This is a genomic window from Ruegeria sp. BK1 (genome assembly GCF_056535645.1).
Genome location: NZ_JBQFIS010000001.1, coordinates 2,290,752 through 2,315,715 on the forward strand (window position 1 = coordinate 2,290,752; position 24,964 = coordinate 2,315,715).

The 24,964-nt window shown below is 59.9% G+C and carries 29 protein-coding genes; 15 read left to right on the forward strand and 14 right to left on the reverse strand.

The genetic code is table 11. The features are described from left to right. Positions 1–2: 2 nt before the first annotated feature. From ACR3E7_RS11510 to ACR3E7_RS11530, 5 genes are all read right to left on the reverse strand, one after another. Positions 3–1,457, reverse strand: coding sequence for an efflux RND transporter periplasmic adaptor subunit (locus ACR3E7_RS11510; protein ID WP_480504457.1), 1,455 nt, complete (start codon positions 1,455–1,457; stop codon positions 3–5). Positions 1,458–1,563: 106 nt separating this feature from the next. Next, entirely contained in the window at positions 1,564–2,106 is a 543-nt protein-coding gene (gene moaB, locus ACR3E7_RS11515; RefSeq protein ID WP_170772654.1) for a molybdenum cofactor biosynthesis protein B, read from the reverse strand. Between the two features lie 6 nt (positions 2,107–2,112). Then, on the reverse strand, positions 2,113–2,733 hold the full coding sequence (locus ACR3E7_RS11520) for a LysE family translocator (protein WP_170772656.1): 621 nt from the start codon (positions 2,731–2,733) through the stop codon (positions 2,113–2,115). Further along, positions 2,730–3,329, reverse strand: coding sequence for a metallophosphoesterase family protein (locus tag ACR3E7_RS11525; RefSeq protein ID WP_480504456.1), 600 nt, complete (start codon positions 3,327–3,329; stop codon positions 2,730–2,732). The genes ACR3E7_RS11520 and ACR3E7_RS11525 overlap by 4 nt, the downstream gene beginning before the upstream one ends. Continuing rightward, the gene (locus ACR3E7_RS11530) at positions 3,329–4,090 is read right to left on the reverse strand and encodes a uracil-DNA glycosylase (RefSeq protein ID WP_480504455.1); all 762 of its coding nucleotides are present in this window, start codon (positions 4,088–4,090) and stop codon (positions 3,329–3,331) included. Before ACR3E7_RS11530 ends, ACR3E7_RS11525 begins: the two co-directional genes overlap by 1 nt. 85 nt (positions 4,091–4,175) lie before the next feature. Between ACR3E7_RS11530 and ACR3E7_RS11535 the strand changes: the two genes are divergently transcribed. The 10 genes from ACR3E7_RS11535 to ACR3E7_RS11580 all read left to right on the forward strand — a co-directional run bounded on the left by ACR3E7_RS11535 (position 4,176) and on the right by ACR3E7_RS11580 (position 10,803). Further along, positions 4,176–4,859, forward strand: a complete 684-nt coding sequence (locus ACR3E7_RS11535; RefSeq protein WP_480506649.1) for a scavenger receptor class F, member 2 — start codon at positions 4,176–4,178, stop codon at positions 4,857–4,859. 59 nt (positions 4,860–4,918) lie between these two features. Further along, positions 4,919–5,854, forward strand: coding sequence for an aspartate carbamoyltransferase catalytic subunit (locus tag ACR3E7_RS11540; RefSeq protein WP_480504453.1), 936 nt, complete (start codon positions 4,919–4,921; stop codon positions 5,852–5,854). Continuing rightward, positions 5,851–6,369 (forward strand): hypothetical protein, encoded by a 519-nt coding sequence (locus tag ACR3E7_RS11545; RefSeq protein WP_480504452.1) that lies wholly within the window; start codon positions 5,851–5,853, stop codon positions 6,367–6,369. The genes ACR3E7_RS11540 and ACR3E7_RS11545 overlap by 4 nt, the downstream gene beginning before the upstream one ends. Further along, on the forward strand, positions 6,354–6,740 hold the full coding sequence (locus ACR3E7_RS11550; RefSeq protein WP_170772665.1) for a hypothetical protein: 387 nt from the start codon (positions 6,354–6,356) through the stop codon (positions 6,738–6,740). Before ACR3E7_RS11545 ends, ACR3E7_RS11550 begins: the two co-directional genes overlap by 16 nt. Beyond that, positions 6,737–7,189, forward strand: a complete 453-nt coding sequence (locus ACR3E7_RS11555; RefSeq protein WP_480504451.1) for a hypothetical protein — start codon at positions 6,737–6,739, stop codon at positions 7,187–7,189. The genes ACR3E7_RS11550 and ACR3E7_RS11555 overlap by 4 nt, the downstream gene beginning before the upstream one ends. Continuing rightward, positions 7,186–8,466 (forward strand): dihydroorotase, encoded by a 1,281-nt coding sequence (gene pyrC / locus ACR3E7_RS11560; protein WP_170772669.1) that lies wholly within the window; start codon positions 7,186–7,188, stop codon positions 8,464–8,466. The genes ACR3E7_RS11555 and pyrC overlap by 4 nt, the downstream gene beginning before the upstream one ends. Then, entirely contained in the window at positions 8,466–9,071 is a 606-nt protein-coding gene (gene plsY / locus ACR3E7_RS11565) for a glycerol-3-phosphate 1-O-acyltransferase PlsY (protein WP_480504450.1), read from the forward strand. Before pyrC ends, plsY begins: the two co-directional genes overlap by 1 nt. Beyond that, positions 9,068–9,337 carry a hypothetical protein gene (locus ACR3E7_RS11570; protein WP_480504449.1) on the forward strand — a complete coding sequence of 90 codons (270 nt, stop codon included), beginning with the start codon at positions 9,068–9,070 and terminating at the stop codon, positions 9,335–9,337. The genes plsY and ACR3E7_RS11570 overlap by 4 nt, the downstream gene beginning before the upstream one ends. 194 nt (positions 9,338–9,531) lie before the next feature. After that, the gene (locus ACR3E7_RS11575; RefSeq protein ID WP_170772674.1) at positions 9,532–10,008 is read left to right on the forward strand and encodes a YHS domain-containing (seleno)protein; all 477 of its coding nucleotides are present in this window, start codon (positions 9,532–9,534) and stop codon (positions 10,006–10,008) included. A gap of 261 nt (positions 10,009–10,269) precedes the next feature. Then, a complete protein-coding gene (locus ACR3E7_RS11580) occupies positions 10,270–10,803 on the forward strand; it encodes an outer membrane protein (protein ID WP_480504448.1) in 534 nt (177 codons plus the stop codon). 53 nt (positions 10,804–10,856) lie between these two features. Here ACR3E7_RS11580 and ACR3E7_RS11585 read toward each other — a convergent pair whose 3' ends face one another. After that, positions 10,857–11,840: a quinone oxidoreductase family protein gene (locus tag ACR3E7_RS11585; RefSeq protein ID WP_480504447.1), complete on the reverse strand. Its 984-nt coding sequence runs from the start codon at positions 11,838–11,840 to the stop codon at positions 10,857–10,859. A gap of 193 nt (positions 11,841–12,033) precedes the next feature. Here ACR3E7_RS11585 and ACR3E7_RS11590 point away from each other — a divergent pair, with 193 nt between their 5' ends. After that, positions 12,034–12,891 (forward strand): DUF2189 domain-containing protein, encoded by an 858-nt coding sequence (locus ACR3E7_RS11590; RefSeq protein ID WP_480504446.1) that lies wholly within the window; start codon positions 12,034–12,036, stop codon positions 12,889–12,891. A 15-nt stretch (positions 12,892–12,906) separates the two neighbouring features. Here the strand turns inward: ACR3E7_RS11590 and ACR3E7_RS11595 are convergent, their stop codons facing one another. Beyond that, on the reverse strand, positions 12,907–13,893 hold the full coding sequence (locus tag ACR3E7_RS11595) for an NAD(P)H-quinone oxidoreductase (RefSeq protein ID WP_480504445.1): 987 nt from the start codon (positions 13,891–13,893) through the stop codon (positions 12,907–12,909). A gap of 63 nt (positions 13,894–13,956) precedes the next feature. Then, positions 13,957–14,649, reverse strand: a complete 693-nt coding sequence (locus ACR3E7_RS11600) for a COQ9 family protein (protein ID WP_480504444.1) — start codon at positions 14,647–14,649, stop codon at positions 13,957–13,959. 111 nt (positions 14,650–14,760) lie between these two features. Here ACR3E7_RS11600 and rpsU point away from each other — a divergent pair, with 111 nt between their 5' ends. Continuing rightward, complete coding sequence (gene rpsU / locus ACR3E7_RS11605; RefSeq protein WP_005614280.1) at positions 14,761–14,967, forward strand: 30S ribosomal protein S21; 207 nt, start codon at positions 14,761–14,763, stop codon at positions 14,965–14,967. Positions 14,968–15,081: 114 nt separating this feature from the next. Here the strand turns inward: rpsU and ppk2 are convergent, their stop codons facing one another. Beyond that, the gene (gene ppk2 / locus ACR3E7_RS11610; protein ID WP_170785014.1) at positions 15,082–15,999 is read right to left on the reverse strand and encodes a polyphosphate kinase 2; all 918 of its coding nucleotides are present in this window, start codon (positions 15,997–15,999) and stop codon (positions 15,082–15,084) included. Positions 16,000–16,280: 281 nt separating this feature from the next. On the opposite strand from ppk2, the gene ACR3E7_RS11615 reads away from it, so the two are divergent. Beyond that, positions 16,281–17,120 (forward strand): CPBP family intramembrane glutamic endopeptidase, encoded by an 840-nt coding sequence (locus ACR3E7_RS11615; protein ID WP_480504443.1) that lies wholly within the window; start codon positions 16,281–16,283, stop codon positions 17,118–17,120. A 2-nt stretch (positions 17,121–17,122) separates the two neighbouring features. Here the strand turns inward: ACR3E7_RS11615 and ACR3E7_RS11620 are convergent, their stop codons facing one another. Continuing rightward, on the reverse strand, positions 17,123–17,581 hold the full coding sequence (locus ACR3E7_RS11620; RefSeq protein WP_170772689.1) for an Lrp/AsnC family transcriptional regulator: 459 nt from the start codon (positions 17,579–17,581) through the stop codon (positions 17,123–17,125). Between the two features lie 136 nt (positions 17,582–17,717). Here ACR3E7_RS11620 and ald point away from each other — a divergent pair, with 136 nt between their 5' ends. After that, positions 17,718–19,007, forward strand: a complete 1,290-nt coding sequence (ald, locus tag ACR3E7_RS11625; RefSeq protein ID WP_480719408.1) for an alanine dehydrogenase — start codon at positions 17,718–17,720, stop codon at positions 19,005–19,007. Positions 19,008–19,019: 12 nt separating this feature from the next. Here ald and ACR3E7_RS11630 read toward each other — a convergent pair whose 3' ends face one another. Continuing rightward, positions 19,020–19,781, reverse strand: coding sequence for a mechanosensitive ion channel family protein (locus ACR3E7_RS11630; protein ID WP_480504545.1), 762 nt, complete (start codon positions 19,779–19,781; stop codon positions 19,020–19,022). Between the two features lie 263 nt (positions 19,782–20,044). Here ACR3E7_RS11630 and ACR3E7_RS11635 point away from each other — a divergent pair, with 263 nt between their 5' ends. Next, complete coding sequence (locus tag ACR3E7_RS11635) at positions 20,045–20,743, forward strand: glutathione S-transferase family protein (RefSeq protein WP_480504441.1); 699 nt, start codon at positions 20,045–20,047, stop codon at positions 20,741–20,743. A 40-nt stretch (positions 20,744–20,783) separates the two neighbouring features. Here ACR3E7_RS11635 and ACR3E7_RS11640 read toward each other — a convergent pair whose 3' ends face one another. From ACR3E7_RS11640 to pheT, 3 genes are all read right to left on the reverse strand, one after another. Next, on the reverse strand, positions 20,784–21,233 hold the full coding sequence (locus ACR3E7_RS11640) for a YtoQ family protein (RefSeq protein WP_170785024.1): 450 nt from the start codon (positions 21,231–21,233) through the stop codon (positions 20,784–20,786). Between the two features lie 62 nt (positions 21,234–21,295). Beyond that, positions 21,296–22,255, reverse strand: coding sequence for a hypothetical protein (locus ACR3E7_RS11645; RefSeq protein ID WP_480504440.1), 960 nt, complete (start codon positions 22,253–22,255; stop codon positions 21,296–21,298). Positions 22,256–22,517: 262 nt separating this feature from the next. Beyond that, entirely contained in the window at positions 22,518–24,914 is a 2,397-nt protein-coding gene (gene pheT, locus ACR3E7_RS11650; RefSeq protein WP_480504439.1) for a phenylalanine--tRNA ligase subunit beta, read from the reverse strand. Positions 24,915–24,964: the final 50 nt, after the last annotated feature.

Genomic DNA, 24,964 nt, shown 5'->3' on the forward strand with positions numbered 1-24,964 from the left:
GCCTATCCTCCGGCCCGGTTTTCAATTCGCTGCACCAGCGAGGCGGGGACTTTAGGCTCGCTCAATTGAGTCAGCACGCGCTCTTTCATGTCCTTGGGCATCCGGTCGCTGGCTTCGACCTGCGCCACAAGCTGCGCTCGCTGTTCGTCTGACAGTTCGACCAAGCCCGCATCCGCTCCGGCGCTCGCCTCAACCCGCAACGGGCGCACACGTACCCCCGCGCCCAGCAGCGGCGTGCGGCCAATTACGACCTCTCGCCCTTCCAAGCCTTCGCCACGCAGCAGAACCTCATCCCCCTGACGGCGGACCAGTTGCACAGGCAGCGCCTCAAGCCGGTCATCGGGGCCCAGTACCAGAACCGTCCCCACCGCATCCAAAGCAGACGAAGGCAGGCGCACCACATTGTCCAGCGGCTGTTCCTGCACAGTGACGGTCACGAAATCCCCCGGCTTGAAGCCCGAGGCCCCGTCAAGCCGCGCATAGATCAGACGCCCGGTCTGCCCTTCCCCAGCAGACCCACTGTCACGGCTGATCTGTCCCTGTGCAGTTAGATCCGCGCCCGTGACCTCAAGCGAGACCGTGACCGGGGCCGAGATCAGATCGCCATTTGCATCCAAAAGACGCACGAACTGCGCAGTCGAGACGCGAAAAGCGACCTCCAGCGCGTTGGGGTCCACAAGTTCGGCCAGCTTTTCGTTGGCCGCAACCAAACGCCCTTCGACCAGCGTGACATCCGTCAGCGTTCCACCAAACCGGGCGTGGATGGTCATATCGCCCAGATCACGTTCGGCGGCTTCAAGCGCGATACGGGCGCGAGACAGCAGTGTCGTCGCCTGATCCACCCGCGATTCCGCCTGCGCCAATGCGATACGCCTGGCCAGAACTGCTTGCTCGGCCGCGGCTGCTGCAAGTTCCGCATCATCCGCCGCCGCGACAGAACCAACACCCCGAGCCAGAAGGTCCTGCTGCCGTTTCATCGCGCGGTTTCGCAATTCAACCTGCGTTTCTGACGATTTCAACTCATCCTGCGCCAACAGAAGCGAACGCTCGGCGTCACGTTCTTCGAACTGGGCATCCAGCAAATCCGATTTGGCGCGATCAAGGGCCGATTGCGCATTTGCCGGGTCCAACTCGACCAGCACTTCGCCTGCGGTTACCGCACCGCCATCCTCGAAATCCTCAGACAGGGCAACGACCCGCCCACCCAGCGCCGCGCGCAGTTCCAACCGGCGACGGCTTTGAACCTCACCGAACGCTTCCAGATTAGGGGTGACGGTTACAAACTCGGCCGGGCGTACGGATACGGCAAAGATGCGTTCACGAGCCTGCGGCGGGCGATCTTCGCGGGTCAGCACTTCTTGCACGGCCCCCGCGATCATCTGGGCCGCAACAAACAGCAGCGCCAGCGTCACGGACGCCAGAAACACACCGACAAGGCTCTGCCTCAGAAATCGCATGTTGCACTTACCCCGGTTGCATCAAGCCGCCACCTACAAAAGGTAGCCGGGCGGTCAAAAATGCCAAGCCACAAAGCGGTTATAAAGTGTTGAACGTGCGAGCAGTCTACTTCCGTCGCAGATGTTCGTCCAATCTGGGCATTATTTCTACAAAATTGCAGGGACGGTGGCGATAATCGAACTGCTTTTCCAGAATCGCATCCCAGGCGTCCTTGCAAGCACCGGGGCTGCCGGGCAGCGCAAACAGATAGGTGCCACCTGCCACGCCGCCCGTTGCGCGGGACTGAACGGCCGAGGTACCGATCTTCTCCATCGAGACAATCGTGAAGACGGTGCCAAAGGCCTCAATCTCTTTTTCGTAGACGTCCCGATGCGCCTCGACCGTCACGTCACGCCCCGTCAGCCCGGTGCCGCCGGTCGAGATCACAACGTCGATCTCGGGGTCGGCAATCCAAGTGCGCAGCTGATCTGCGATCTGGGCGCGCTCATCGCGGATGATTTTGCGATCCGCCACCGAATGGCCCGCCTTTTCGATCCGGTCCACCAAGGTTTGGCCCGAACGGTCCTCATCCAGTGAACGGGTGTCCGAGACGGTCAGGACCGCAATCCGAACGGGAATGAAATCCATGGTTTCATCAATGCGTGACATCTTGCGTCAGGCCCTTTCCAGAATAGCAAGGCGGATCGCCAGAGCAGTGAAAATCCCGCCCGTCACCCAACCAATGATACGTGAGGCGCGCGGGTTCGAAATCAGCACTCGCCCAGCGCCTCCAGCAAAAATCCCCACCAGTCCGTTCACCACGAACCCACCCAGCGCGATGATCACGCCCAGGATGAGGAATTGCGGCAGGATCGGTCCGATGGCCGGGTTCACAAATTGCGGGATAAAGGCCAGCACGAACAGGATCACTTTGGGATTGGTCAGGTTCACCACCATCCCGTCCCGAAACGCATAGCGCGCCGGTTTAGCAGGCGCATCCGCAGACACAGCCCCATGTCGGATCGCACCCCAGGCCAGATACAGCAGATAGGCCACACCCATCCAGCGGATCACGTCGAACAACCATGGCAGAGCAGAAACCGCAGCCCCAAGCCCAAGCCCGGCCAACAACACATGCACCATCAGCCCCGTCGAAACTCCGGCACTAGCGACCAGCGCGGGTTTTGCTCCGGATTTCAATCCCTGCCCGAAACAGAACATCATGTCCGCGCCGGGCGTAAAGTTCAGCGCCATTGCCGCCGGGATGAAAGCCAATAGAGTGACTGTTTCGATCATATCTCAACCTCGAACCAATTCACGCGCGGCCCAAGATTGGCGATCTGTGTCTGCCCTAGCGTGCCGCGATAGCCCCAGCTGTCGTGGATGTGCCCATGTAGCGACATCTGCGGTTGCAACCGTTCGATCGCATCTCGCACCGCGGTCGACCCAACCGCATCACCGGTCGAGGTCACATCGCCATAGCCTTTGGGAGGCGAATGCGTGATCAGAACTTCCGCCCCTTCGCACCGGTCCAGCAACTCAGCGGCCTCGCCCTCGGACAGGTCACAGGACCAGTCTCCGAACGGCGTCGGCGGCACGCCATAGCCCAGACCGAACAGGCGCAACCCGTCCACAGTCATACTTGTCCCGTGCAGGACATGAACGCCATACGGCGCGGCAGCGGTCAGTTCCTCGGCGCTTTCGGCGTTGCCGGACACAAGAACCAGCGGAGCGGTGATGCCGGACAACATGTCCATCGCCTCACCCAGACCCTGCCGCATGTTGCAATAGTCCCCGGCGCCGATCACCAGATCGGCCTCGGTACTCGCAGCAACCAGTTCGGAGGCGCGGTGACGTGCCATATGCAAGTCAGAAAAGGCCAGAATGCGCATCACTTACCCTCCAGCCGAGCTTTCAGTTCCAGCAGATCGGCCCAGGCCTGTCGTTTGGCCTGCGGCTGGCGCAGCAGATAGGCAGGGTGGAACATGGGGATCACCGGCAGATCCAGCGCCTGAGCCCATTGCCCGCGCAGCCGGGTGATACCTCGTTTGCCCAGCACTGCCTGACAACTTATATTGCCCATGACCACCAGCACGTCGGGCTTGACCAGTGCCACGTGACGTTCCAGAAACGGCTTCATCATCCCGATCTCTTCGGGCTTGGGGTCGCGGTTCTGCGGCGGCCGCCATGGCAGCACGTTGGTGATGTAGACGTTTTCCCGCCGATCCAGATCAATCGCCGCCAGCATACGGTCCAACAACTGACCCGCGCGGCCTACGAAAGGTTTGCCGTCACGATCCTCGTCCCGGCCCGGAGCCTCACCGATGATCATCACCGGCGCACCCGGCGTGCCATCAGCAAAAACCAACTGTCGCGCGCCGCGCTTCAACTCGCAATGATCAAACCCGTCCATCGCCGCGCGCAACTGATCCAGCGACCCCGCCGCTGTGGCCGCGGCCTTGGCAACCGCCACAGGATCGACCTGTTTGGGCTTTGCAGGCGCGGCCTGCACCTCCGGCTTTTTGGCTTTGGGTGCGGTATCGGGCAGCGCATATCGGTCAACCGGCGCGTCGCCAATTGCATCCGTTGCGCCCAGTTCGATCTGCCAATCCAGCAGCGCCCGCGCGGTGTAATAGTCCAAAGCCGATTCCATGCCCCTCAATCTAACCAGCTTTTGACCGAGGGAAAGCGAATAGCACTTGATCGCCCGCCCTGCCGCGCCGACCATTGTCGCATTCATGTTGACCCTTTTGCGATTCTTTCTGGTTGCCGTGTTGCTGATCCCCTTCAGCAGCCCAAGCTTTGCGCAGATAAATGACCGCCTCGGCATTCAAACCCCAGGCATCCATAACCGCAACGGCCTGTCGCAACGCAACCGGGTTCAGGACCGCGTCAACCAATGCCGCGCGGGGCAATTGCGGTGCGGGCGCAACTGCTGTCCGGTCGGGCAACGCTGCGGTTTTGACGGACATTGCATCCCACCCGGCGGCACCTATTGCGGCGGCGGCTTTTCCTGCGGCCCGTTCGAGCGTTGCATCGGCAGTCGCCGCTGCGCCCCTAAGGGCGAGAACAAGTGCCGGACAAGCCTGGATTGTCCCAGTGGCACCTCGTGCAACGGGCGCGGTGAATGCGAAGCGATCCAGCTGGAGTTTAACCTGCCCCGCCCACAAGCCAGATGTGACGACGGCAGCACCTGCGCCAGCGGCACAAGTTGTTTGCCGGGCGGCGGCTGCACCCGTCCGGGCTGGTTCCTATGCGAAGAAACCGGCTCGCAATGTCGGCAAGGATTCAAATGCTCAGCCAATCAAGGCTGCGTCCCGGTCAAGGCCGTTGATTGCGGCAATGCCAAATGGTGCAGACCCGGCGAGCGTTGCCTGCCCGAAGGCGGGTGCGAGAAACTGCCCGAGGGGTCGGAACCATAGGTTGCCTTAGCCCCCGCAGGTTTCTATAAGCGGCTCGATTGTCAGACAGGAGCCCGCCCATGCGTTTCGCCCATCGTCACCTTCTTGGCATCGAGCATCTGTCACAATCCGATATCACCGCCATCCTTGATCTGGCCGAGACCTATGTCGACATGAACCGACAGTCGACCAAGCATTCCGACGTGCTGTCAGGGCTGACGCAGATCAACATGTTCTTTGAAAACTCGACCCGAACGCAGGCCAGTTTCGAACTGGCGGGCAAGCGGCTGGGCGCGGATGTGATGAACATGGCGATGCAGGCCAGCTCAATCAAAAAGGGCGAGACTCTGATCGACACGGCTATGACCCTGAACGCGATGCACCCCGATCTGCTGGTGGTGCGGCATCCGCATTCCGGTGCTGTGGACCTGCTGGCGCAAAAGGTGAACTGCGCTGTGCTGAATGCAGGTGACGGCAAGCACGAACACCCGACGCAGGCGCTGCTGGACGCATTGACCATCCGCCGCGCCAAGGGTCGTTTGCACCGTCTGAACATCGCGATTTGCGGGGACGTCGCGCATTCGCGTGTGGCACGGTCGAACCTGATCCTGCTGGGCAAGATGGAAAACCGTGTCCGCCTGATCGGCCCGCCGACGTTGGTGCCTTCGACCTTTGCCGAGTTCGGGGCCGAGATTTACGACGACATGAACGAAGGTCTGAGGGACGTCGACGTCGTGATGATGCTGCGCCTTCAGAAAGAGCGGATGGATGGCGGCTTTATCCCCTCGGAGCGCGAATATTACCACCGCTACGGGCTGGATTCGGCAAAACTGGCGCTGGCCAAACCCGACGCCATCGTCATGCATCCCGGCCCGATGAACCGCGGCGTGGAAATCGACGGCACGCTGGCCGATGATATCAACCGCTCGGTCATTCAGGAACAGGTCGAAATGGGCGTCGCCGTCCGCATGGCCGCGATGGAGTTGCTGGCCCGCAACCTGCGCGAGGCGGCATGAACAACCTGACCGTCGCCCCCCATGAACGCGGCGTGATCCGCCTATTCACGCTGGATATGCGCGCTGAGGAGGCCAAGTTCCTGCGCGAACCCGGTGCCGCCGATCAAGTTCTTGGGGTCGATGGTCTGGATACAGGGCAGATCGATATCTTTCCCGTTTCAGACCTCGAAGACCTCGGGCTTTATGGATACCTGCACGAAGGTTGCGGTGTGTCCGAGGATCAGCTGAACCGCGCCACGCTGGACGCCATCGAAGGCTGGGTGATGGTGGTGCGCAGTGCCGCGTTTCACGATCGCGCGGCCAACTTGACGCCTGACGCCCGCCTTCACCTGCAAGGACTTTATACCGAAGAGGCCACCAACTGGACCGGCGGCGCGATCGACACTGAAAGCGCGCGGCCCTTCTCGGCCCCGCAATCCCCGATCGAGACCGGCGCACCCAACCGCATCGGCTCGGCCCTGTTGGCGGTGATCATCTTGTTTGTTGTCGGAGGTGCCCTGTGGCTGATCCTGTAGTCTTCACCCCGAACAAGCGCGCCTATATCCAAACCAACCTGACCCTGGCCGCCATCGCCATGGCGGGCGCGATGATCGTGCTTTGGCTGATCGGAAACCCCTATGTCTGGACCGGAGCGCCCGCCGGGCTTGCAGCCATCGGCATCCGCGCGTGGTATCTGGCGTCCGAGGAACTGAGCAATGCGTGGGAAATGTCTGACAGCACCCTCACCGGTCCCGGCCCGCGCAAGGTTGCGCTGAACCAGATCGAAGCCGTCAACACGATGGGCAGTTTCGTGCAGGTCGTCACCAAGAGCGGCGACAAGCACCTGATCAAGTACCAAGCCGACCCCGCCGCCACCAAAGCCGCCATAGAAAGGGCCATGGGATGAGCGACGACCGGTGGCGCAAGAAAATACCCGACACTGAACAGGTGCTGTGGCATGGGCGGCCTGACCAGGGATATTTTCCTCCACGCCTGAGATGGGCATATGGCATTCTAATTGCCTGCCTTGCGCTCAGTTGGATTGCCAGCCCATGGTTTGCGGAGACTGTGCGCGATTATTGGAAGCTTATCGGTTGCACGTTGTTGTTGGCGTTTTTCATGTGGTGGGAACGGTTGATCCGCACGCGGCGCGTCTACGTCGTGACCAACCGCAACGTCTGGTGGATCAGCGAGATATTCAAAGCAAAATCCTTATCCGTTCATCCCGACCTGAAATTCTATCGCAACGGACACAACATCGTTTTTTCGCAGCTGCGGTTTCTGGTATTCGAATACCTGCCCGACCCGGACGCCGCCATGGCAGCCCTGATCAAAGCCCGAGAGGCCCAGACATGACCGACCAGATTTTCACCAATGCCCGCCTGATCGACCCCGAGGCCGGAACGGACACAGTTGGTTGGCTGCACGTCTCGGAAGGCCGCATTGCTGGCCTCGGCGAAGGTGCCGCTCCGGCCACAGACGCACAGGTGATCGACTGCGGCGGGCAATGTCTGGCCCCCGGCATCGTCGATATCGGAGTCAAGGTTTGCGAGCCGGGCGAACGGCACAAGGAAAGCTATAAATCCGCCGGCTTGGCTGCCGCAGCGGGCGGCGTAACCACCATCGTTACCCGTCCCGATACGCTGCCCGCCATCGACACACCCGAAACGCTGGAATTCGCCACGCGCCGCGCGCAGGCGGATGCGCCGGTCAATGTGCTGCCCATGGCCGCGCTGACCAAGGGCCGCGAAGGGCGCGAGATGACCGAGATCGGCTTTCTGCAAGATGCAGGCGCTGTGGCCTTTACCGATTGCGACCACGTAGTCGCCAATACCAAGGTTTTTTCCCGCGCGCTGACCTATGCCAAATCCTGCGGCGTGCTGGTGATAGCGCATCCGCAGGAACCGGGACTCAGCACCGGGGCCGCCGCTACCAGCGGCAAGTTCGCCGCGCTTTATGGGTTGCCTGCCGTTTCGCCCATGGCAGAACGCATGGGGCTGGACCGCGATATTGCTCTGCTTGAGATGACCGGAGCCGCCTACCACGCCGATCAGATCACCACCGCCCGCGCCCTGCCCGCGCTGGAGCGCGCCAAGCGGAACGGGCTGAATATCACCGCAGGCACCTCGATCCACCACCTGACGCTGAACGAATTGGACGTGGCCGACTATCGCACCTTCTTCAAGGTCAAGCCGCCGCTGCGGTCCGAGGATGACCGGCAAGCCGTAATTGAGGCGGTGCGCACTGGTCTGATCGACATCATCAGTTCGATGCACACGCCACAGGACGAGGAAAGCAAACGCCTGCCGTTTGAAGAGGCAGCATCGGGCGCAGTGGCGCTTGAGACGTTATTGCCTGCCGCACTGCGCCTCTATCACGCCGAGCAACTGGACCTGCCGACCCTGTTCCGCGCCATGGCCTTGAACCCGGCCAAACGGCTGGGGCTGGAGAGCGGACGACTGGCCGAAGGCGCGCCAGCTGATCTGGTGCTGTTTGACCCGGACGTGCCCTTTGTGCTGGATCGCTTCAGCCTGAAATCGAAATCGCAGAACACTCCGTTTGACGGCCAGCGGATGCAGGGTAAGGTCACGGCAACCTATGTCGCAGGCCAAGAAGTATACCGGAGACCCTGATGCCCCCAATTGACAGTTCCACGGCCCAACTGATCCTTTGGGCCGCATTTGGCTATCTGATAGGGTCGATCCCTTTTGGTCTGATCCTTGCCAAGGTGATGGGGCTGGGAAATCTGCGCAATATCGGCTCGGGCAATATCGGCGCGACCAATGTCCTGCGTACCGGGAACAAACGCGCTGCTGCGCTGACCCTGATCTTTGACGCCGCCAAAGGCGGGGTCGCTGTCCTGCTGGCGCGCGCACTGGCCGGAGAAGACGCCGCTCAAATCGCCGCCCTGGCCGCGTTTTTGGGCCATTGCTATCCGGTCTGGCTGGGGTTCAAGGGCGGCAAGGGTGTCGCGACCTTCCTCGGCCTGTGGCTGGCATTGGATTGGCGCGTCGGCGTAGCCTGTTGCCTGACATGGCTGGTGACGGCGCTGATCTGGCGCATCTCGTCTCTCGCGGCTCTGATGGCTGCGGCGATGTCGACAATCTGGATCATGGTGCTGACTGAGTCCTCGACATTTGGGCTGGGTGTTATCCTGACCTTGCTGGTCTACTGGCGCCACAGCGCCAATATCGCGCGCATCAAAGCTGGAACCGAGCCAAAAATCGGTCAGTCTTGACCGCCTCGGACACGTTTCTGACCGCATTCTTCGCAATCCCTCTTGGCACGTCTAAGGGGCAGAGCGGCGCCAAATCCTATGTCGTCAGTCGATCCGAGTTGGCAGGTGGGAAATCCCACAAACTGGTGGCCCGTGAACGCGGTGGGCCGGACTATATCAGCCTGAACCTTTATCTGACCAAAAACAGCGGCGCCCTGCTGCGCCCCTGTGAGATGTCGGCACAAAAAGTCACTGAATTCGTGATTTCTTTTCAGCCCGAAAAGTAAGCATCGCCCTTTATTCATGGGCGAAACGCGTTTGTTACCTCATGATCACATTTGATTGTTTTGAACGTGATCAGACCGGCCCCCACTTCGGGGTCGTGACGGCCAATTACCGACCGCACAGAACAAAATCGACAGGGTTGCCCAGATACAATTACTGTGTCGTCCGGTGGCTCAATTCACGAAAGGTGAACACCATGAACAAGATCAAATCCCTCATCGGCGGCGTTGCGCTGTCCGTCGCAGTTGCAAGCACGGCTCTGGCCGCTGGCGTTGAACTGAACGCAAGCTCGACCGGCCTGGCGCTGCAGGGTTATGACCCGGTTGCCTATTTCACCGTTGGCGAAGCCACCAAGGGCGACTACCGCATCACCACACTGCACAACGATGCGCTGTACCGCTTTGCTTCGGAAGAAAACAAAGTTGCATTTGAAGAAAACCCCGAAGCTTACCTGCCCGCATATGGCGGCTACTGCGCATTCGGCACCGCGATGGGCTTCAAGTTTGACGGCGACCCGAACTACTGGAAAATCGTTGACAACAAGCTGTACCTGAACCTGTCGGCCGACATTCAGGAACGCTGGGAAGGCGACATCCCGGGCTTTAACGAGCGCGCAGACGCCAACTGGAAAGACATTGCCGGCAAAACTCCGGCAGAGCTGCAAGCTCAATAATCCACTCACGGATTACCTCGGGGCGGCGGCAGAGAAATCTGCCGCCGTTTTTCGTTGGACAGCTATCTGTAGATAGTTTCCCTTCCGCAAGCAAACTTTCAACCGCACGACGCCCCTATGCCACGTCGGTTCGGTGAAAACCCCCTCCTTCGCTAAATCACCGAGTGATCCAACCCTTCGCTCAAACGTATTCAAATATGCAAGTGCGCGATCCAAACCGGGAAAGGCGCAATAAACCGAGCTGAGGGAAAGAAGCACGACATGAGAAAAAAGATTTTGGCGGCCACTGGCCTTGCGTTTCTGGCGGCGGGATCAGCCGCTGCGCAATCTTCAGGCGACTGGACGGGGTTCTATGGCGGTCTGCAAGTCGGATATGCCGATATCGACACAAACATCTCGGGCATCGACGGCGGCGGTGCGATTGGCGGCATCATTCTGGGCTATGACTACGATCTTGGCGATTGGGTTGTTGGCGGCGGCTTCGACTACGATTGGACAGACGTTGATCTGAGTGGCGCAGCCACGGTCGAGGATGTTTGGCGCATCAAAGCGCGCGCGGGTTACAAAGTCACATCGCAAGGGCTGCTTTATGGCATCGGCGGCTTTGCCGAAGCCGGAACCGATAATCTGGGCAGTGACGATGGTTGGTTCATCGGTGCCGGGTACGAACAGATCGTTGCCCCGAATGTAAGCATCGGTGGCGAAATCCTGTATCACGAGTTCAACGACTTCAATTCATCCGGCGTCGACGTCGATGCGACCACCTTTCAGGCCCGCGCCGCATACCGGTTCTGACTCATTCCTTGCGCACAAGCTTGGTCCCGACCAGAAGTCGGGGCCATGTCAGATCATAGTTCCAGGATGGTGCTGCCCGTTGTCTTGCGTGCCTCAAGCGTGCGATGCGCCTCGGCCACCTGATCCAGCGGGAAACGCTGGTCGATGTGGATTTTGACCTCGCCCCCATCAACTTTGTTGAACAGACGGCGCGCCATCGCCTGACAAACGCTGTGATCGGCAATATGCGTGAACAAGGTGGGCCGTGTGATCTTGATCGAGCCTTTCTTGGCCAAAATGCCGATGTCGATAAGCGGTACCGAGCCCGATGCATTGCCAAACGAGATCATCATCCCCAGTGGCTTGAGACTGTCGAGCGAGCCGTTGAACGTATCCGCTCCGATCGAGTCCATTACCACGTCCACGCCTTTACCACCCGTGATCTCGGCCACGCGCTCGGCGAAGTTTTCGGTGCGGTAGTTGATGCAATGCGCCGCCCCGTTGAACTTGGCGAGGCTACATTTTTCGTCCGTTCCTGCGGTCCCGATCAGTTTAATCCCCTCGGATTTGGCCCATTGGCAGGCGATCAAGCCTACACCTCCGGCAGCGGCGTGGAACAGAACCGTATCCCCGCGTTTCAACGGCGTCGTGCGATGAAATAGATATTCGACCGTCATCCCCTTGAGCATCATTGCCGCAGCCGTGTCAAATGAGATGCTTTCAGGCAGCGGGCACACTTGCGCCGCAGGCATCACCCGCGCCTCGCAATAGGCCCCGGCTGGCATTGCGGCATAGGCCGCGCGCTGACCGGGTTCCAGATGGGTCACGCCTTCGCCCACTGCCTCGATCACGCCCGAGGCTTCCATTCCCAGCGCGTGTGGCAGCTCAAGCGGGTAAAGACCCGCGCGCTGGTACACGTCGATAAAATTCAGTCCGCAGGCACGGTGACGAATGCGCACCTCGCCCGGTCCCGGCTCGCCCACCGGGCGATCTTCGAGGGTCAGAACCTCGGGGCCACCATGTTTGTGAATGACGACTGTACGTGCCGTTTGCTGCATACTCACCTCCTGTACCCTGACGACAAGCTAACACGCTTGTGACGCAGCGCAATCGGCACAAAAGCGCAACCCGGCGCAAATCGGGAAAAACTGTGCTATACTCGGAGGTAAGCGTTGCCGGCGGGTCCGGCCCAGGGCAACCGATGCCGGATTCTCTCTGCTGCGCCAAGCCGCAAAAGAGGAGGGGATGACGATGGCGAAAACGATTGGAAACCCGGTAAGCTGGGCTGCGCGAAATCTTGGCGCTACCAGCGATCACATCGCGGAAAGCGTCAACAGCCTTGGCAGTGCCGACACACGAAAACTGCCAGTTGTTCGAGATCTGACCATGCAGGACCTGCGGGAATGTTTGAAGGCCGGGGGTCGCGACTTTCTGGAAACCCGCGCGGATGCGGTGTTTGTCGTGCTGATCTATCCGATTGCGGGCTTGCTGATGTTTGGGTTGGGGCTGGACCGCAACATGATCCCTCTGCTGGCCCCTCTGGTCGCAGGGTTCGCGCTGATCGGCCCTGTAGCCGCCGTTGGCCTCTATGAGATCAGCCGCACCCGTGAAAAGGGCGGCGAGGCGCATTGGCTGGACGCGCTGTCTGTATTCCGCTCACCTTCCTTCGGCGCCATTCTCGCGCTGGGGTTCTATCTGGTTATGTTGTTTCTGATCTGGCTGATGGTGGCGCAGAACATCTATGTGCGAACCCTTGGTCCTGATCTGCCAGAGTCGTTGGGCGCATTTCTGACCCAGACCTTCACGACCGGCGCGGGTTGGACCATGATCCTGTTCGGCAACGCGGTCGGCTTTTTGTTCGCCCTGATCGCGCTTGCGGTCAGCGTTGTCAGCTTTCCGCTGTTGCTGGACCGCAAGGTCGGGCTGCCGGTTGCTGTGGTGACGTCGGTCCGGGTGCTGAGACAGAACCCCGCCGTCATCCTGGGTTGGGGATTCATCGTCGTCGGAATGCTTATCCTGGGCGCGATCCCGCTGCTGCTGGGGCTGATCGTGGTGATCCCGGTTCTGGGCCACGCCACGTGGCATCTCTACCGCCGCGCCGTGGCCTGAACAGGCTGGCGGTGTTTAGCCGCCCACCTTCAGAACGATTTTACCGATATGGCCCGAGCTTTCCATCCGTGCATGGGCCGCTGCGGCCTCGGCCATATCAAACTCGTTGTCCATTACCGGTGCAATCTTGCCTGCATCCAACAGCGGCCAGACTGCCTCGCGCAGGTCCTGGGCGATTTTGGCCTTAGCCAGATCGGATTGCGGGCGCAAGGTGCTGCCGGTCAAGGTCAGGCGTTTCACCATCATCATGGCAAAGTTCAGCTCGACCTTGGGGCCTTGCAGGAAGGCGATTTGAACCAGCCGCCCACCCTCGGTCAGAGCCTTAACGTTGCGCGGGATATAGTCCCCGCCCACCATATCAAGGATTAGGTTCGCCCCGCCCTCGGCGCGCATGGTGGATACGAAATCCTCATCCCGGTAATTAATCGCCTTTTCGGCCCCCAGTTTCTCGCAGGCGGCACATTTCTCGGCCGATCCGGCGGTGGCAAAGACCCGTGCGCCGAACGCATTTGCAAGCTGGATCGCCGTTGTTCCGATCCCGCTGGACCCACCGTGAACCAAAAACCGCTCGCCCGCTTTCAGACCGCCGCGTGTGAACACATTGGACCAGACGGTAAAGAAGGTCTCGGGCAGACACGCAGCCTCCTTAAGGCCCATCCCCTCTGGCAGCGGCAGGCAATGGGCAGCGGGCGTGGCAACGTATTCGGCATAGCCACCGCCGGGCAACAAGGCGCAAACCTGATCGCCGATGGCGACACCTTCGACCCCTGCGCCGAGGGCAACGACTTCGCCCGACGCCTCAAGCCCCGGCAGATCACTCGCGCCCGGAGGCGGATCATACGCGCCCGCACGCTGCAAAGCATCCGGGCGGTTAACACCCGCATAGGCCACTTTCAACACCACCTGACCAGCGGCGGGCTCGGGCACTGGGCGTTCGGTCAGTTGCAACACATCCGGGCCGCCGGGCTTGGTGATTTCAACGGCGCGCATCATTTGGGTCATAGGCAAGTCCTCCTTGGCGCAATGCCTAGCAGGCGAAATCGGAAAGGCCCAGACACTTACGTGCTACTTGCGTGGGTTCAGCATTCCCGGCAGATCAGCCCGCATCTTCATCGGCGCTTTCACCTGACCGGCCAGCCAATTCGGAACCGCAAGGAAAGGTTTGAACAGAGGGTTGCCGTTCACCTGCGCCTTGAGCTTTTCAAACTGCATGACGTTATCGATGCGACGATCCAGAAACTCCCACGTCTTCTGATGATCCGGCGAATCATCCCCCAGCCAGAACAGCACGGTCGAGGAATAGACCCCCGACAGCGTCGCCCGCTTGGTGTACCAGTTCACATCATTCGAGGTATCCCCCAGCGTGTTCCAGATCAGGTCGCAGGTCTGCCACATCGCCTTCGCCCCATCCGCCGCATGCATCGGCAGCGAAAACAGCGTCATGCCGCGGCGCACCAATTCCTTATCATCGACGGCCTGTAGGCGAAACCGGACCGCAGCGGCGATACGGTCGCGGAACTTCAGATCGCTCAAATCCTCGGTTTTCAAGCGTTCCACCATGGCCGCATCCCCCTGGGCATGAAAAGCCAGCGCCATATCGGCCGCGCCACGGGGGCAGATTGAGCGGGCCAGCGCCTCATCAATATCGCAATCACTGATGGCCATGCGAAAGCAGGTTTCCGACCATCCGTCAAACGGGACATGGTCCAGCATCGCATTCAATAGCTGCTCTTTTGCGTCTTCATAAGTGGTGGTCATGGCGGTTCTCCGGGTTCTGGCACCAGTACTAGACAAGTTAGAACGGCTTTGCTATACGGCCACTTCCTGCAATTTCCTTGCAACTCTATCTAGAAAGGTGGTGACAACCACATGCAGGTTAGTGTTCGCGACAATAACGTCGATCAGGCGCTTCGTGCCCTGAAGAAAAAGCTGCAGCGCGAAGGCGTGTTCCGTGAAATGAAGCTGAAGCAACATTTCGAGAAACCGTCCGAGAAAAAAGCGCGCGAGAAAGCTGAAGCGATCCGCCGTGCCCGTAAACTGGCACGTAAGAAAGCACAGCGCGAAGGTTTGCTCTAAAACCCCGCTCGTCCAGCTTTGGATGACACTATTTGACGACCCCCGACGCATCGCTCGGGGGTTTGTCGTTTCTGGCCCAAAGAAAAACGCCCCGGAACATCAGGGGCGTCAGGATCAGTAGATTTTGGGCACGTGCAGCTCATCCGGCAGAACACGACGTTCATATTCGGGGTTGTACTTGCGATCCGGCAGATTGACCTTTTCCTGCGGTACATCGGTGTAGGGGATCTTGGTCAACAAGTGTTCGATACAGTTCAGACGTTCGCGCTTTTTGTCATTGCCTTCGACGATGTACCACGGCGCTTCCGAGATATTGGTGCGGAACAGCATATCCTCTTTGGCCTTGGTGTAAGCCTCCCACCGGATGCGGGATTCCAGATCCATCGGCGACAGCTTCCACTGTTTCATCGGATCGTGAATACGCATCAAGAATCGCAATTGCTGTTCTTCATCGGTGATCGAGAACCAGTATTTCAGCAAAATGATGCCCGAGCGCACCAGCATCCGTTCAAATTCGGGAACATCCTGAAAGAACTGTTCAACCTGATCCTCGGTGGCAAAACCCATGACCCGCTCGACGCCCGCGCGGTTGTACCATGACCGGTCAAACAGCACGATCTCGCCCGCCGCCGGCAGGTGCGGAACGTAGCGCTGGAAATACCACTGGCTTTGTTCCCGGCGACTGGGCGCGGGCAAAGCCACAACCCGCGCGACCCGAGGGTTCAGACGCTGGGTGATCCGCTTGATCACGCCCCCCTTGCCCGCGCTGTCACGCCCTTCGAACAGGATACAAACCTTGGCCCCGGTATGCTGTACCCAATCCTGCACCCTGATCAGTTCAGCCTGAAGGCGCAGCAGGTTGCGGAAATAGACCTTGCGGTCCAGCATCTCAGGGTGCTGATCCTTATAGATCTTGCGGATCTCCATCGAGAGCATGGGCTCGCTAAACTCGATCTCGAAATCTTCGTCTAGCGTGTCTTCCAGCTCGGCCTCAAGCCAGTCTTTGGGGGCGTCGTTGTATTCGTCAGCCAAGGTCTGCTCCTTACTAGTAACCGGGTTCGGACCCTATCGGGCGCATGTAACCGCCTGATATCATCAGATGAATTGATGAAAGCCCTTTCCTATGCTCATCGGACCGTTACGGCAAGGTCGCGGGTCGGACACGGAAACGGCACCCTTTCCAAATATGTGGACCTGAAAACGCCCAAATGCAAGCAACGGAATTGCCGCATTGCCAATGGGTTGCACTCCGCCGGCTTGCATCAACGTACCCTGTTGCTGCATCAAGGCCGGGTCAAAACCGCGAGAGGCCTGTGGCGTATTTCCTTTCCCTTCTGCCCCTTATTTGGCCCTGGTTCATCCTGATCGCCGCTCAGATCAGCGCGATATCCGGTCGATGGCGTCTTGGCGCATCGTTGCTGAGCCTGTTCGGAACAGTCGCCTTCGCGCAGGGGCTGGTTTCAGCCAGCGCCTTAATGGTCGCGATTGCCGGGCTTGCGGGGGCCGCAGCGCTGCGCCGCACATCCGGGCTTTGGTCTTTGCCCGGCCATTTCGCGCTGATCTTATGGTGTGTGGCCTTGGGTGCGCATATCGTTCCGGGGTTCAACAATCTTCTGGTGCTTGATCAGGTGCAGGCCGGACCCGGAAGTACCGATTTCTCCATGTATATGAATCTGGACAAACCTTTGGTTCTGTTCGCCGCACTTCTGGTCTGGCCCGGACAGAATGCAGGCTTGCCCGCTATTCGCAAAACGCCATTGATCCTGGGGATTTTGACCTTGCCCGCTTTATTTGCGCTAGGCCTGTCCCAGCAAGCGGTGCGCCCCGAGGTTGGTCTGCCACATTGGTGGCTGATCTTTGCGCTGTCCAACCTGTTCCTAACCTGTTTGGCGGAAGAGGCCTTTTTTCGCGGCTATCTGCAATCGGCCCTGTCCTCAAAGCTCGGCGCGGCCTTTGGTATCGCTGCGGCCAGCTTGTTGTTTGGGCTGGTGCATTTTGCCGGTGGCCCGGCGCTTGTCGTGTTCGCAGCTATTTTGGGCGCGGGATGCGGATTGGGATATTACGCGACCAACAGGCTATGGGTGCCGGTTCTGATGCATTTCGCCTTCAACGCCGCGCATCTGGCGCTGTTCACCTATCCCGGCCCCGCCTGACGTCAGACCGGCAGCGCCGTAGTCTTGAACACAGTTCTCAGCGCGAATGAGCTTTGCATCTGCGCCACACCCGGCAAGCGCGAAAGGTATTGGCGATGAATGCGGGCAAAATCCTCGGTATTTTCGGCCACGACTTTCAGAATGTAATCCGCCGTCCCGGCCATTAGATGGCATTCCAGCACATCGGGGATACGGGCAACGGCTTTTTCGAACGCGTCCAGAACTTCTTCGGCCTGACCCTGCAAGGTGATCTCGACAAACACCGTGGTCGGTACGTTCATTTTACGTGCGTCCAGCAGGGCCACATAGTTGCGGATATAGCCCTCAGCCTCAAGCCGTTGGACCCGACGATGGCAGGCCGAGGGCGATAGATTCACCTGCTCGGACAGCTCTGCATTAGACATCCGGCCATTTTTCTGTAACGAAGCCAGAATCTTTCGATCCGTCGTATCTAGGCTCATAGGCGCAATTCCTTTGCGTGATTGGATCATTATACAGGAAATTCTCCCGAATAAAACCGCCAGGACGGGTAGAGTTTCACAGAAATTGCAGCGCAGTTTGCCCATTCTTTAGGCAGTTTATGAACGGAGAGACCAAATGAAAATCGGTTGCCCAAAAGAGATCAAACCGCAGGAGTTCCGCGTCGGCATGACTCCGAATGCTGCGCAGGAAGCGGTTGCGCGGGGTCATGAGGTGATCATCGAAACAGGCGCGGGCCTGGGCTCGGGCTTTGACAATGCCGACTATGTCGCTGCTGGTGCACAGATCGTAGACACCGCCGCCGAGGTATTCGCCACCGCTGACATGATCGTCAAGGTCAAGGAACCTCAGGCAGGTGAGCGCAAGATGCTGCGCGAAGGCCAGTTGCTGTTTACCTATCTGCACCTCGCCCCCGACCCGGATCAGACCCATGACCTGCTGTCCTCGGGCTGTACTGCCATCGCCTATGAGACAGTGACGGACGCGAGCGGCGGCCTGCCGCTGCTGGCTCCTATGTCCGAGGTTGCCGGGCGTCTGGCCCCGCAGGTCGGGTCTTGGACGCTGCAAAAAGCCAATGGCGGACGCGGTGTGCTGATGGGCGGCGTGCCAGGTGTCGGGCCCGCAAAAGTGGTTGTGATTGGCGGCGGTGTGGTCGGCACGCATGCGGCCAAAATCGCCGCGGGCATGGGCGCGGATGTGACGGTTCTGGACCGTTCGCTGCCTCGCCTCCGCTATTTGGATGACGTGTTCGGCGGGCAGTTCAAGAACCAGTATTCAACCGCTGGTGCCACCGCCGAGCTGATCCAGACGGCCGATATGGTGATCGGCGCGGTTCTGATCCCCGGCGCAGCAGCACCCAAACTGATCACCCGCGCGCAACTGTCCACCATGAAACCCGGTGCGGTTCTGGTCGACGTTGCCATCGACCAGGGCGGCTGTTTCGAGACGTCGAAGGCCACCACCCATGCCGATCCGATCTACGAAGTCGATGGCGTCATGCATTACTGCGTTGCCAACATGCCCGGTGCCGTGGCGCGCACATCGACCATCGCCCTCGGCAATGCGACGATGCCATTCATGCTGGCTCTGGCTGACAAGGGCTGGAAACAGGCCTGCCAGGACGATCCGCACTTGATGGCCGGTCTGAACGTCCATGCAGGTCAGCTAACCTACTATGCGGTTGGCAAGGCATTGACGTCGTTTCCCCCAACGTGGTCATCAAAGCCTGAACGGCTCCCGCCCCTGAGAGCGCCCTCTCCCGAGGGCGCCTACAGCGTTGGGCATAGCGCCGCGTCTGCGACGCGGCGCGGAGGGCACAAGACGAACGCTCCCGCAAAACGCAACAGCGCCGCGCGATTAGCGCGGCGCTGGGCCCAACCGGAAAAGGGCATTTCAATGCCCGTATGACGGGCGGGAGATTTACGCCTGCTTGTGAATCTCGACCGAATGCGGGTAAGGGATCGAAACGCCCTTGGCGTCGAATGCCTCTTTCACAGCTTTGGTCAGCTCGAATTTCACGTCCCAGTAATCTCCCGCGTCACACCATAGGCGCGCTGTCAGGTCGACCGAGCTATCGCCCAGATTTGTCACACGTACCCAGGGCTCCGGGTCGCTGTGAATACGCTTGTCGGCTTTGGCCACGTCCAGGATGATCTGCATCGCGGCATCCGCACTGTCGCCATAGTCGATCCCGAACACCAGATCGACGCGGCGCGTGTCATGGGCCGAGAAATTGGTGATCACGCTGCCCCAGGCCTGCCCATTGGGCACGATGATCTGGACGTTGTCAGGGGTGACCAGTTCCGTTGTGAACAGGTTCAGATCCTTCACCGTCCCGGCAGTACCGCCAATATCGACATACTGACCCAGCTTGTACGGCCGGAATACGACCAGCATCACCCCGGCCGCCAAATCGCTGAGCGTCCCCTGCAAGGCCAGACCAATGGCCAGCGAGGCGGCACCCAGAATAGCGACGATACTTGTGGCCTCGATCCCGAAAATGCCCAGAACAGCGACCAGCACCATCGCCAGGATCGCCCACTTCACCAGGCTGGCAACAAAATTCCCTAGCGTCGGATCGATTTGTGGGGTTGCGTTGATGCGACGCCGCACCACGCCCGCGATCATCCCAGCTACGGTCCAGCCCAATACCAGAACAACCAGTGCCTTCACGGCATTCATCACCAGCGGCGCAAAAGCACCGACCTGTGTAGCAACTTCATCCACGCGTTTCTCCTTCTACAAGCCATAAGAAAACCCGCGACGCGCGCGGAGATCACCAAACTGTGAGCGATAAATGCGCGTCAGTCTAGGTGCGGATTTCTCTGCTTTTCCCCGCCTGTTCCCGAATGCACAATATCTGACCAGTAACGCACAGCGCGCGCCACTGGTAGATCGGCACCGCAACACCTAACTGTGTTCGGAACCTTCATACAGGAGCCCCTATGCTGGACGCCGCAAACCACCCGATCACTGCCCGCTGGCCCGCACAGTCACCGGAAAAACTGCAACTCTATTCCTACCCCACGCCCAACGGCGTCAAAGTCTCGATCATGCTCGAAGAGATCGGCCTGCCCTATGAGGCGCATCTGGTCACGCTGGCGGACTCAGACGTAAAAAGCCTCGAATTCCTTTCGCTGAACCCCAACAACAAGATCCCGGCCATCATCGACCCGAACGGACCGGATGGCGAGCCGGTCTCATTGTTCGAAAGCGGTGCGATCCTGCTGTATCTGGCTGAGAAAAGCGGTCAGCTGATCGGAAAAACTGCGGCGGACAAAGCACGTGTGACCCAATGGTTGATGTTCCAGATGGGCGGGCTGGGTCCGATGTTCGGGCAGCTTGGCTATTTCCACAAATTCGCTGGCAGCGAGATCGAAGACCCTCGCCCGCGCGAGCGCTACATCAACGAGGCCAAGCGTCTGTTGAACGTCGTTGCCACGCAGCTGGACGGGCAGGACTGGATCGCCGGGGACTACTCGATCGCTGATATCGCCATAGTCCCATGGCTGCGCGGGTTGGACTACTACGGCGTCAAAGACCTGCTCGGATGGTCGGATTTCGCCAATCTTCAGCCTTATGTGGACCGTTTCCTAGAACGTCCAGCAGTCCAGCGCGGATTAACTATACCTGCGACAAGCTAAGGCAGATCGGGGGCGAGGCATTGCCCCGCCCCAACGCCCGCTATCCGGGCAGTTGTCCGGTCAGAACATAGCGCAGCACCTCGACAACCTGAGCGGGGTGCTCGGCGACGGCCAGCGCTGCGGCGTCGACCTCTTTCAACGCGTGCTGATGATCGGAGCCGTGCAGCACGATCAGCGATTTGCCCAACGCGGCGGCGTAACCCGCATCAAACGCGGCGTTCCACTGTTTATACTTGTCGCCAAACCGCACAACGACCACGTCGGCATCCGCAATACCCTTTCGGGTGCGAATGGCGTTGACCATCGCACCTTTGTGGTCGTGCCAGTATTTGTTCGACTCTGCCCCCAGAATGGCCACGCCGCAATCGTCGCTGGCGGCGTGATCGGTGACGGGGCTGTTGAAAGTGACATCCAGCCCCTTGGCGCCATCGATGATCTGTTCCCGCCAATCGGTATGGATTTCACCCGAGAGGTATACGTTCAGGCCCATAGTTAACTCCTTGTTATTTGTCTGCGACCCTAGTCAGAAATCGGCGGCAACCCATGGGGCGTTCAGAAGCGCAACCGCCAGAAAATCGGCTGATCCTCTTTCACCGCCCGCCGGGCTGTACTGCGATGTTTGCTGCCCAGCATTGGGGGCATCTCGCGCGTTTGTTGGAACCCGAATGCACGCGGCAGTCGGGTATAGATCGAACGCGGCGGCAGCCGACCCCATGTAATCCCTTTCAGTTTAGCGCCGGACTCTGGCTGGTGCATCCAGACATCACGCACGGCAAACTCATCCCGCAGCAGCATCAGGACCGACAGCATCATCACATCGGCCCAGATTTTGGCGTATCTCTGCTGCAGGCTTTGCTCATAGTCGCTGGTCAGCCGCAATGCCCGCGACCGGGGCGCACGATGTTGCAACCGCCGCCGGGCGCGACCTACGAAACGCAGCCAATCGGACTGGATCTCTTCGATCAGGCAATGGCCGCTTTGCAGGTCCAGATCCAGACGACACCAAGCCAGTGTCGGGCGCCCGTGTCTGCGAACCGGGTGCAGGCTGCTTTGATAGGCGCCAACCTCAGCACGCTGTTCGAATTGCCACAGTAACGCCGCGTGTTCGCTTGGGAACCCAAGCTGAACCACCAGATTGTGGGCTTTACGTGTCGTCTGCTCGCCGGACCAGATGTCGAAGCTCAGGCAGAAATCCAGCCAATCGGATTGATACGCAACCTCCAGCCCCCTTGTCGCCGCCGGGCCCAAAGCCCCAAGCCGCATCGCGCGGTCCGCATGGGCCACGGCCATTACATCGTGCCGCCGCAAGACCCCGCCACAAGACGCAACGATCGGCTGCACCAAAGGGCGCATCAGAAAGCGGGACAGTTCAGACTGTTTAAGGTCCGAGATCGGCATCTCGGCCTGCATCGACTGGCACAGCAACCACGGGCTTTGCCGGTCTGGATAATAGGGAAAGGGCATCTCTTGCGGCAAAATTTGCCGGATCATCGAGATGTCTTGAAGTTTCATGACAGCTCTCCAACGGGAAACAAGGCCCGCCGGAATGCTGGCGGGCAATCAGAAAATGAAAGGCGCTTGGGCGCGTTTGGGATCTGGCATCTGGCAGACTCCGGGGTTTGATTACGTTAGGAAGTCGTCAATAGGGTGGCTTGCCGATTCTGCTCAACCCCCTGAAAGGGCCCACAGCTTTCTGTTGCGACACGGCAACAACATCCCCAGAAACGAGAAAAGCGCGCCCGCAGGCGCGCTTTGCATTTGGATCAAGGCCGGTTTAACCGCGTAACACGCCGCCAGTGGCCTTGCCGACCTTGGCGATGATCTTCTGGCCAACCGCCTCGATATCTTCTTCCTTCAAGGTTTTGTTCGTCGGTTGCAAACGCACGGTAATGGCCAGAGATTTCTTGCCCTCACCCAAACTACCGCCGATGAATTCATCGAAAACACGCACATCCTCGATCAAGGCCTTATCCGCCCCCGCCGCTGCATTCACCAGCGTCAAAGCCTCGACATCCGCATCGACGACAAAGGCAAAGTCACGCTCGACCGCTTGCAAATCGCGCAGCTCCAATGCCGCACGGGTCGCCCCGGATTTGCGGGGCAGAGGTACCTCGTCCGGCCAGATGGTAAACGCCATCGCCGGGCCCCTGATGTCCATCGCCTGCAAAATACGCGGGTGCAGCTCACCGAACACACCCAGCACCTTTTTCGGCCCCAGGCAGATCTTTCCGTGCCGTCCCGGATGCCACCACGCATCACCATCGCGCTGGACCTGCACCTTGGCGGGCGCTCCGATGGCGGCCAGCACAGCCTCGACATCGGCCTTGACGTCGAACACATCCACGGCGCGCGCGGCCCCATGCACATCCTTGGGGCCATCGCGGCCCACCAAGAGACCGGCAATCTGGGTTTTCTGATCGCCGGGCTCGCCATCATGGAAGACCGGACCAACCTCGAACAGAGCGACATCCGCAAAGCCGCGCGCCTGATTGCGGGCGGCCGCCTGCAGCAGACCGGGCAGCAGATCGGGACGCATGTGGCTCATTTCCGAGGAAATCGGGTTTTCCAGCTGCGTCGCGGCATCGCCACCCCCAAAAAGGGCGGCCGAGGCCTGATCAATGAAGGTATAGGACACACATTCATTGTATCCCAGCGCCGCGCAGGTCCGGCGCGCCATCGACTGACGGCGCTGCGTCGGTGTCATCACCGCCTTGGGGATGCCATCAGTCACACGCGGCAGCGGTTTGCCCTGCAGCTTGGTCAGGGAGGCGATCCGCGCGACCTCTTCCACCAGATCGGCCTCACCCATGATATCGGGACGCCAACTGGGCACATGGGCCATCTCACCCTCAAGACGGAAGCCCAGACGGGTCAGGGTCTGGCGCTGTTCGCTTTCGGGTATCTCCATCCCGACCAGAGACTGCACCCGCGCCGCATCCAACTTATAGGCACGTGCGTGGTTCGGAGCCTTCCCGGCCTCAACAACCGAAGACACTTCACCGCCGCAGATATCCAAAATCATCTGCGTCGCCTGCTCCAGCCCTTCACGGGTGAATTGCGGGTCAACGCCGCGTTCAAAGCGGTAGCGCGCGTCCGAGTTAATCTTCAGCGCGCGGCCCGTCAGGGCGATCTGCACATGATCCCAGAAGGCGCTTTCGAGGAAGACATTGACCGTCTCATCGGTACAGCCGGTTTCCTCGCCGCCCATGATACCCGCGATGGATTCCGCGCCCTTGTCGTCCGAGATCACCATCATACCGCGCTGCAGAGTGTATTCCTTCTCATCCAGCGCCACCAGCGTTTCACCACCCTTGGCGCGGTGAACCCGCAGGTTGCCCTGCACCTTGTCGGCATCGAAGACGTGCAGCGGGCGGTTCTGGTCAAAGGTCATGTAGTTGGTGATATCCACCAACGCCGAAATGGGCCGCAGACCGATGGCCTTCAACTGATCCTGCAGCCACTGCGGGCTGGGACCGTTCTTGACGCCCCGGATCACACGACCGGTGAAATGCGGCGCTCCGTCCAGTGTGTCGTCATCAATCGTCACCTTGATCGGGCATTCGAAATCCCCCGGCACTGGCGCGTGGATATGCTCTTTCAGCGTGCCAACCCCACGCGCTGCCAGATCACGAGCGATGCCAGCCACACCCAACGCATCGGGGCGGTTCGGCGTGATCGCAATCTCGATCATCGGATCGACCTTGGACGGATCATTCTCGGCCAGCCAGTCCACGAACCGATCACCGACTTCGCCCGAGGGCAGTTCGATAATGCCATCATGCTCGTCCGACAACTCCAGCTCGCGCTCGGATGCCATCATGCCAAAGCTTTCGACGCCCCGGATCTTGCCGACGCTGATGGTGATATCCAGACCGGGGATATACATGCCCGGCTTGCAGACCACGACGGTGATGCCTTCGCGCGCGTTGGGGGCACCGCAGATGATCTGCAGATCGCCTTCATCCGTCGCCACCGTGCAGACGCGCAGCTTGTCGGCGTCGGGGTGTTTCTCGGCCTGTTTCACATGGCCCAGCGTAAAGCCCGCCAGACGGTCCGCCGGGTTCACGACCTCTTCGACCTCAAGGCCAAGATCGGTCAGCGCCTCAGTGATCTCATCAACCGACGCATCGGTGTCGAGGTGGTCTTTCAGCCAGGACAGAGTGAATTTCATTGCTCGGGGCCTTTTTTGGCAGATATCCAGTCGGCACAGGCAATGACAAA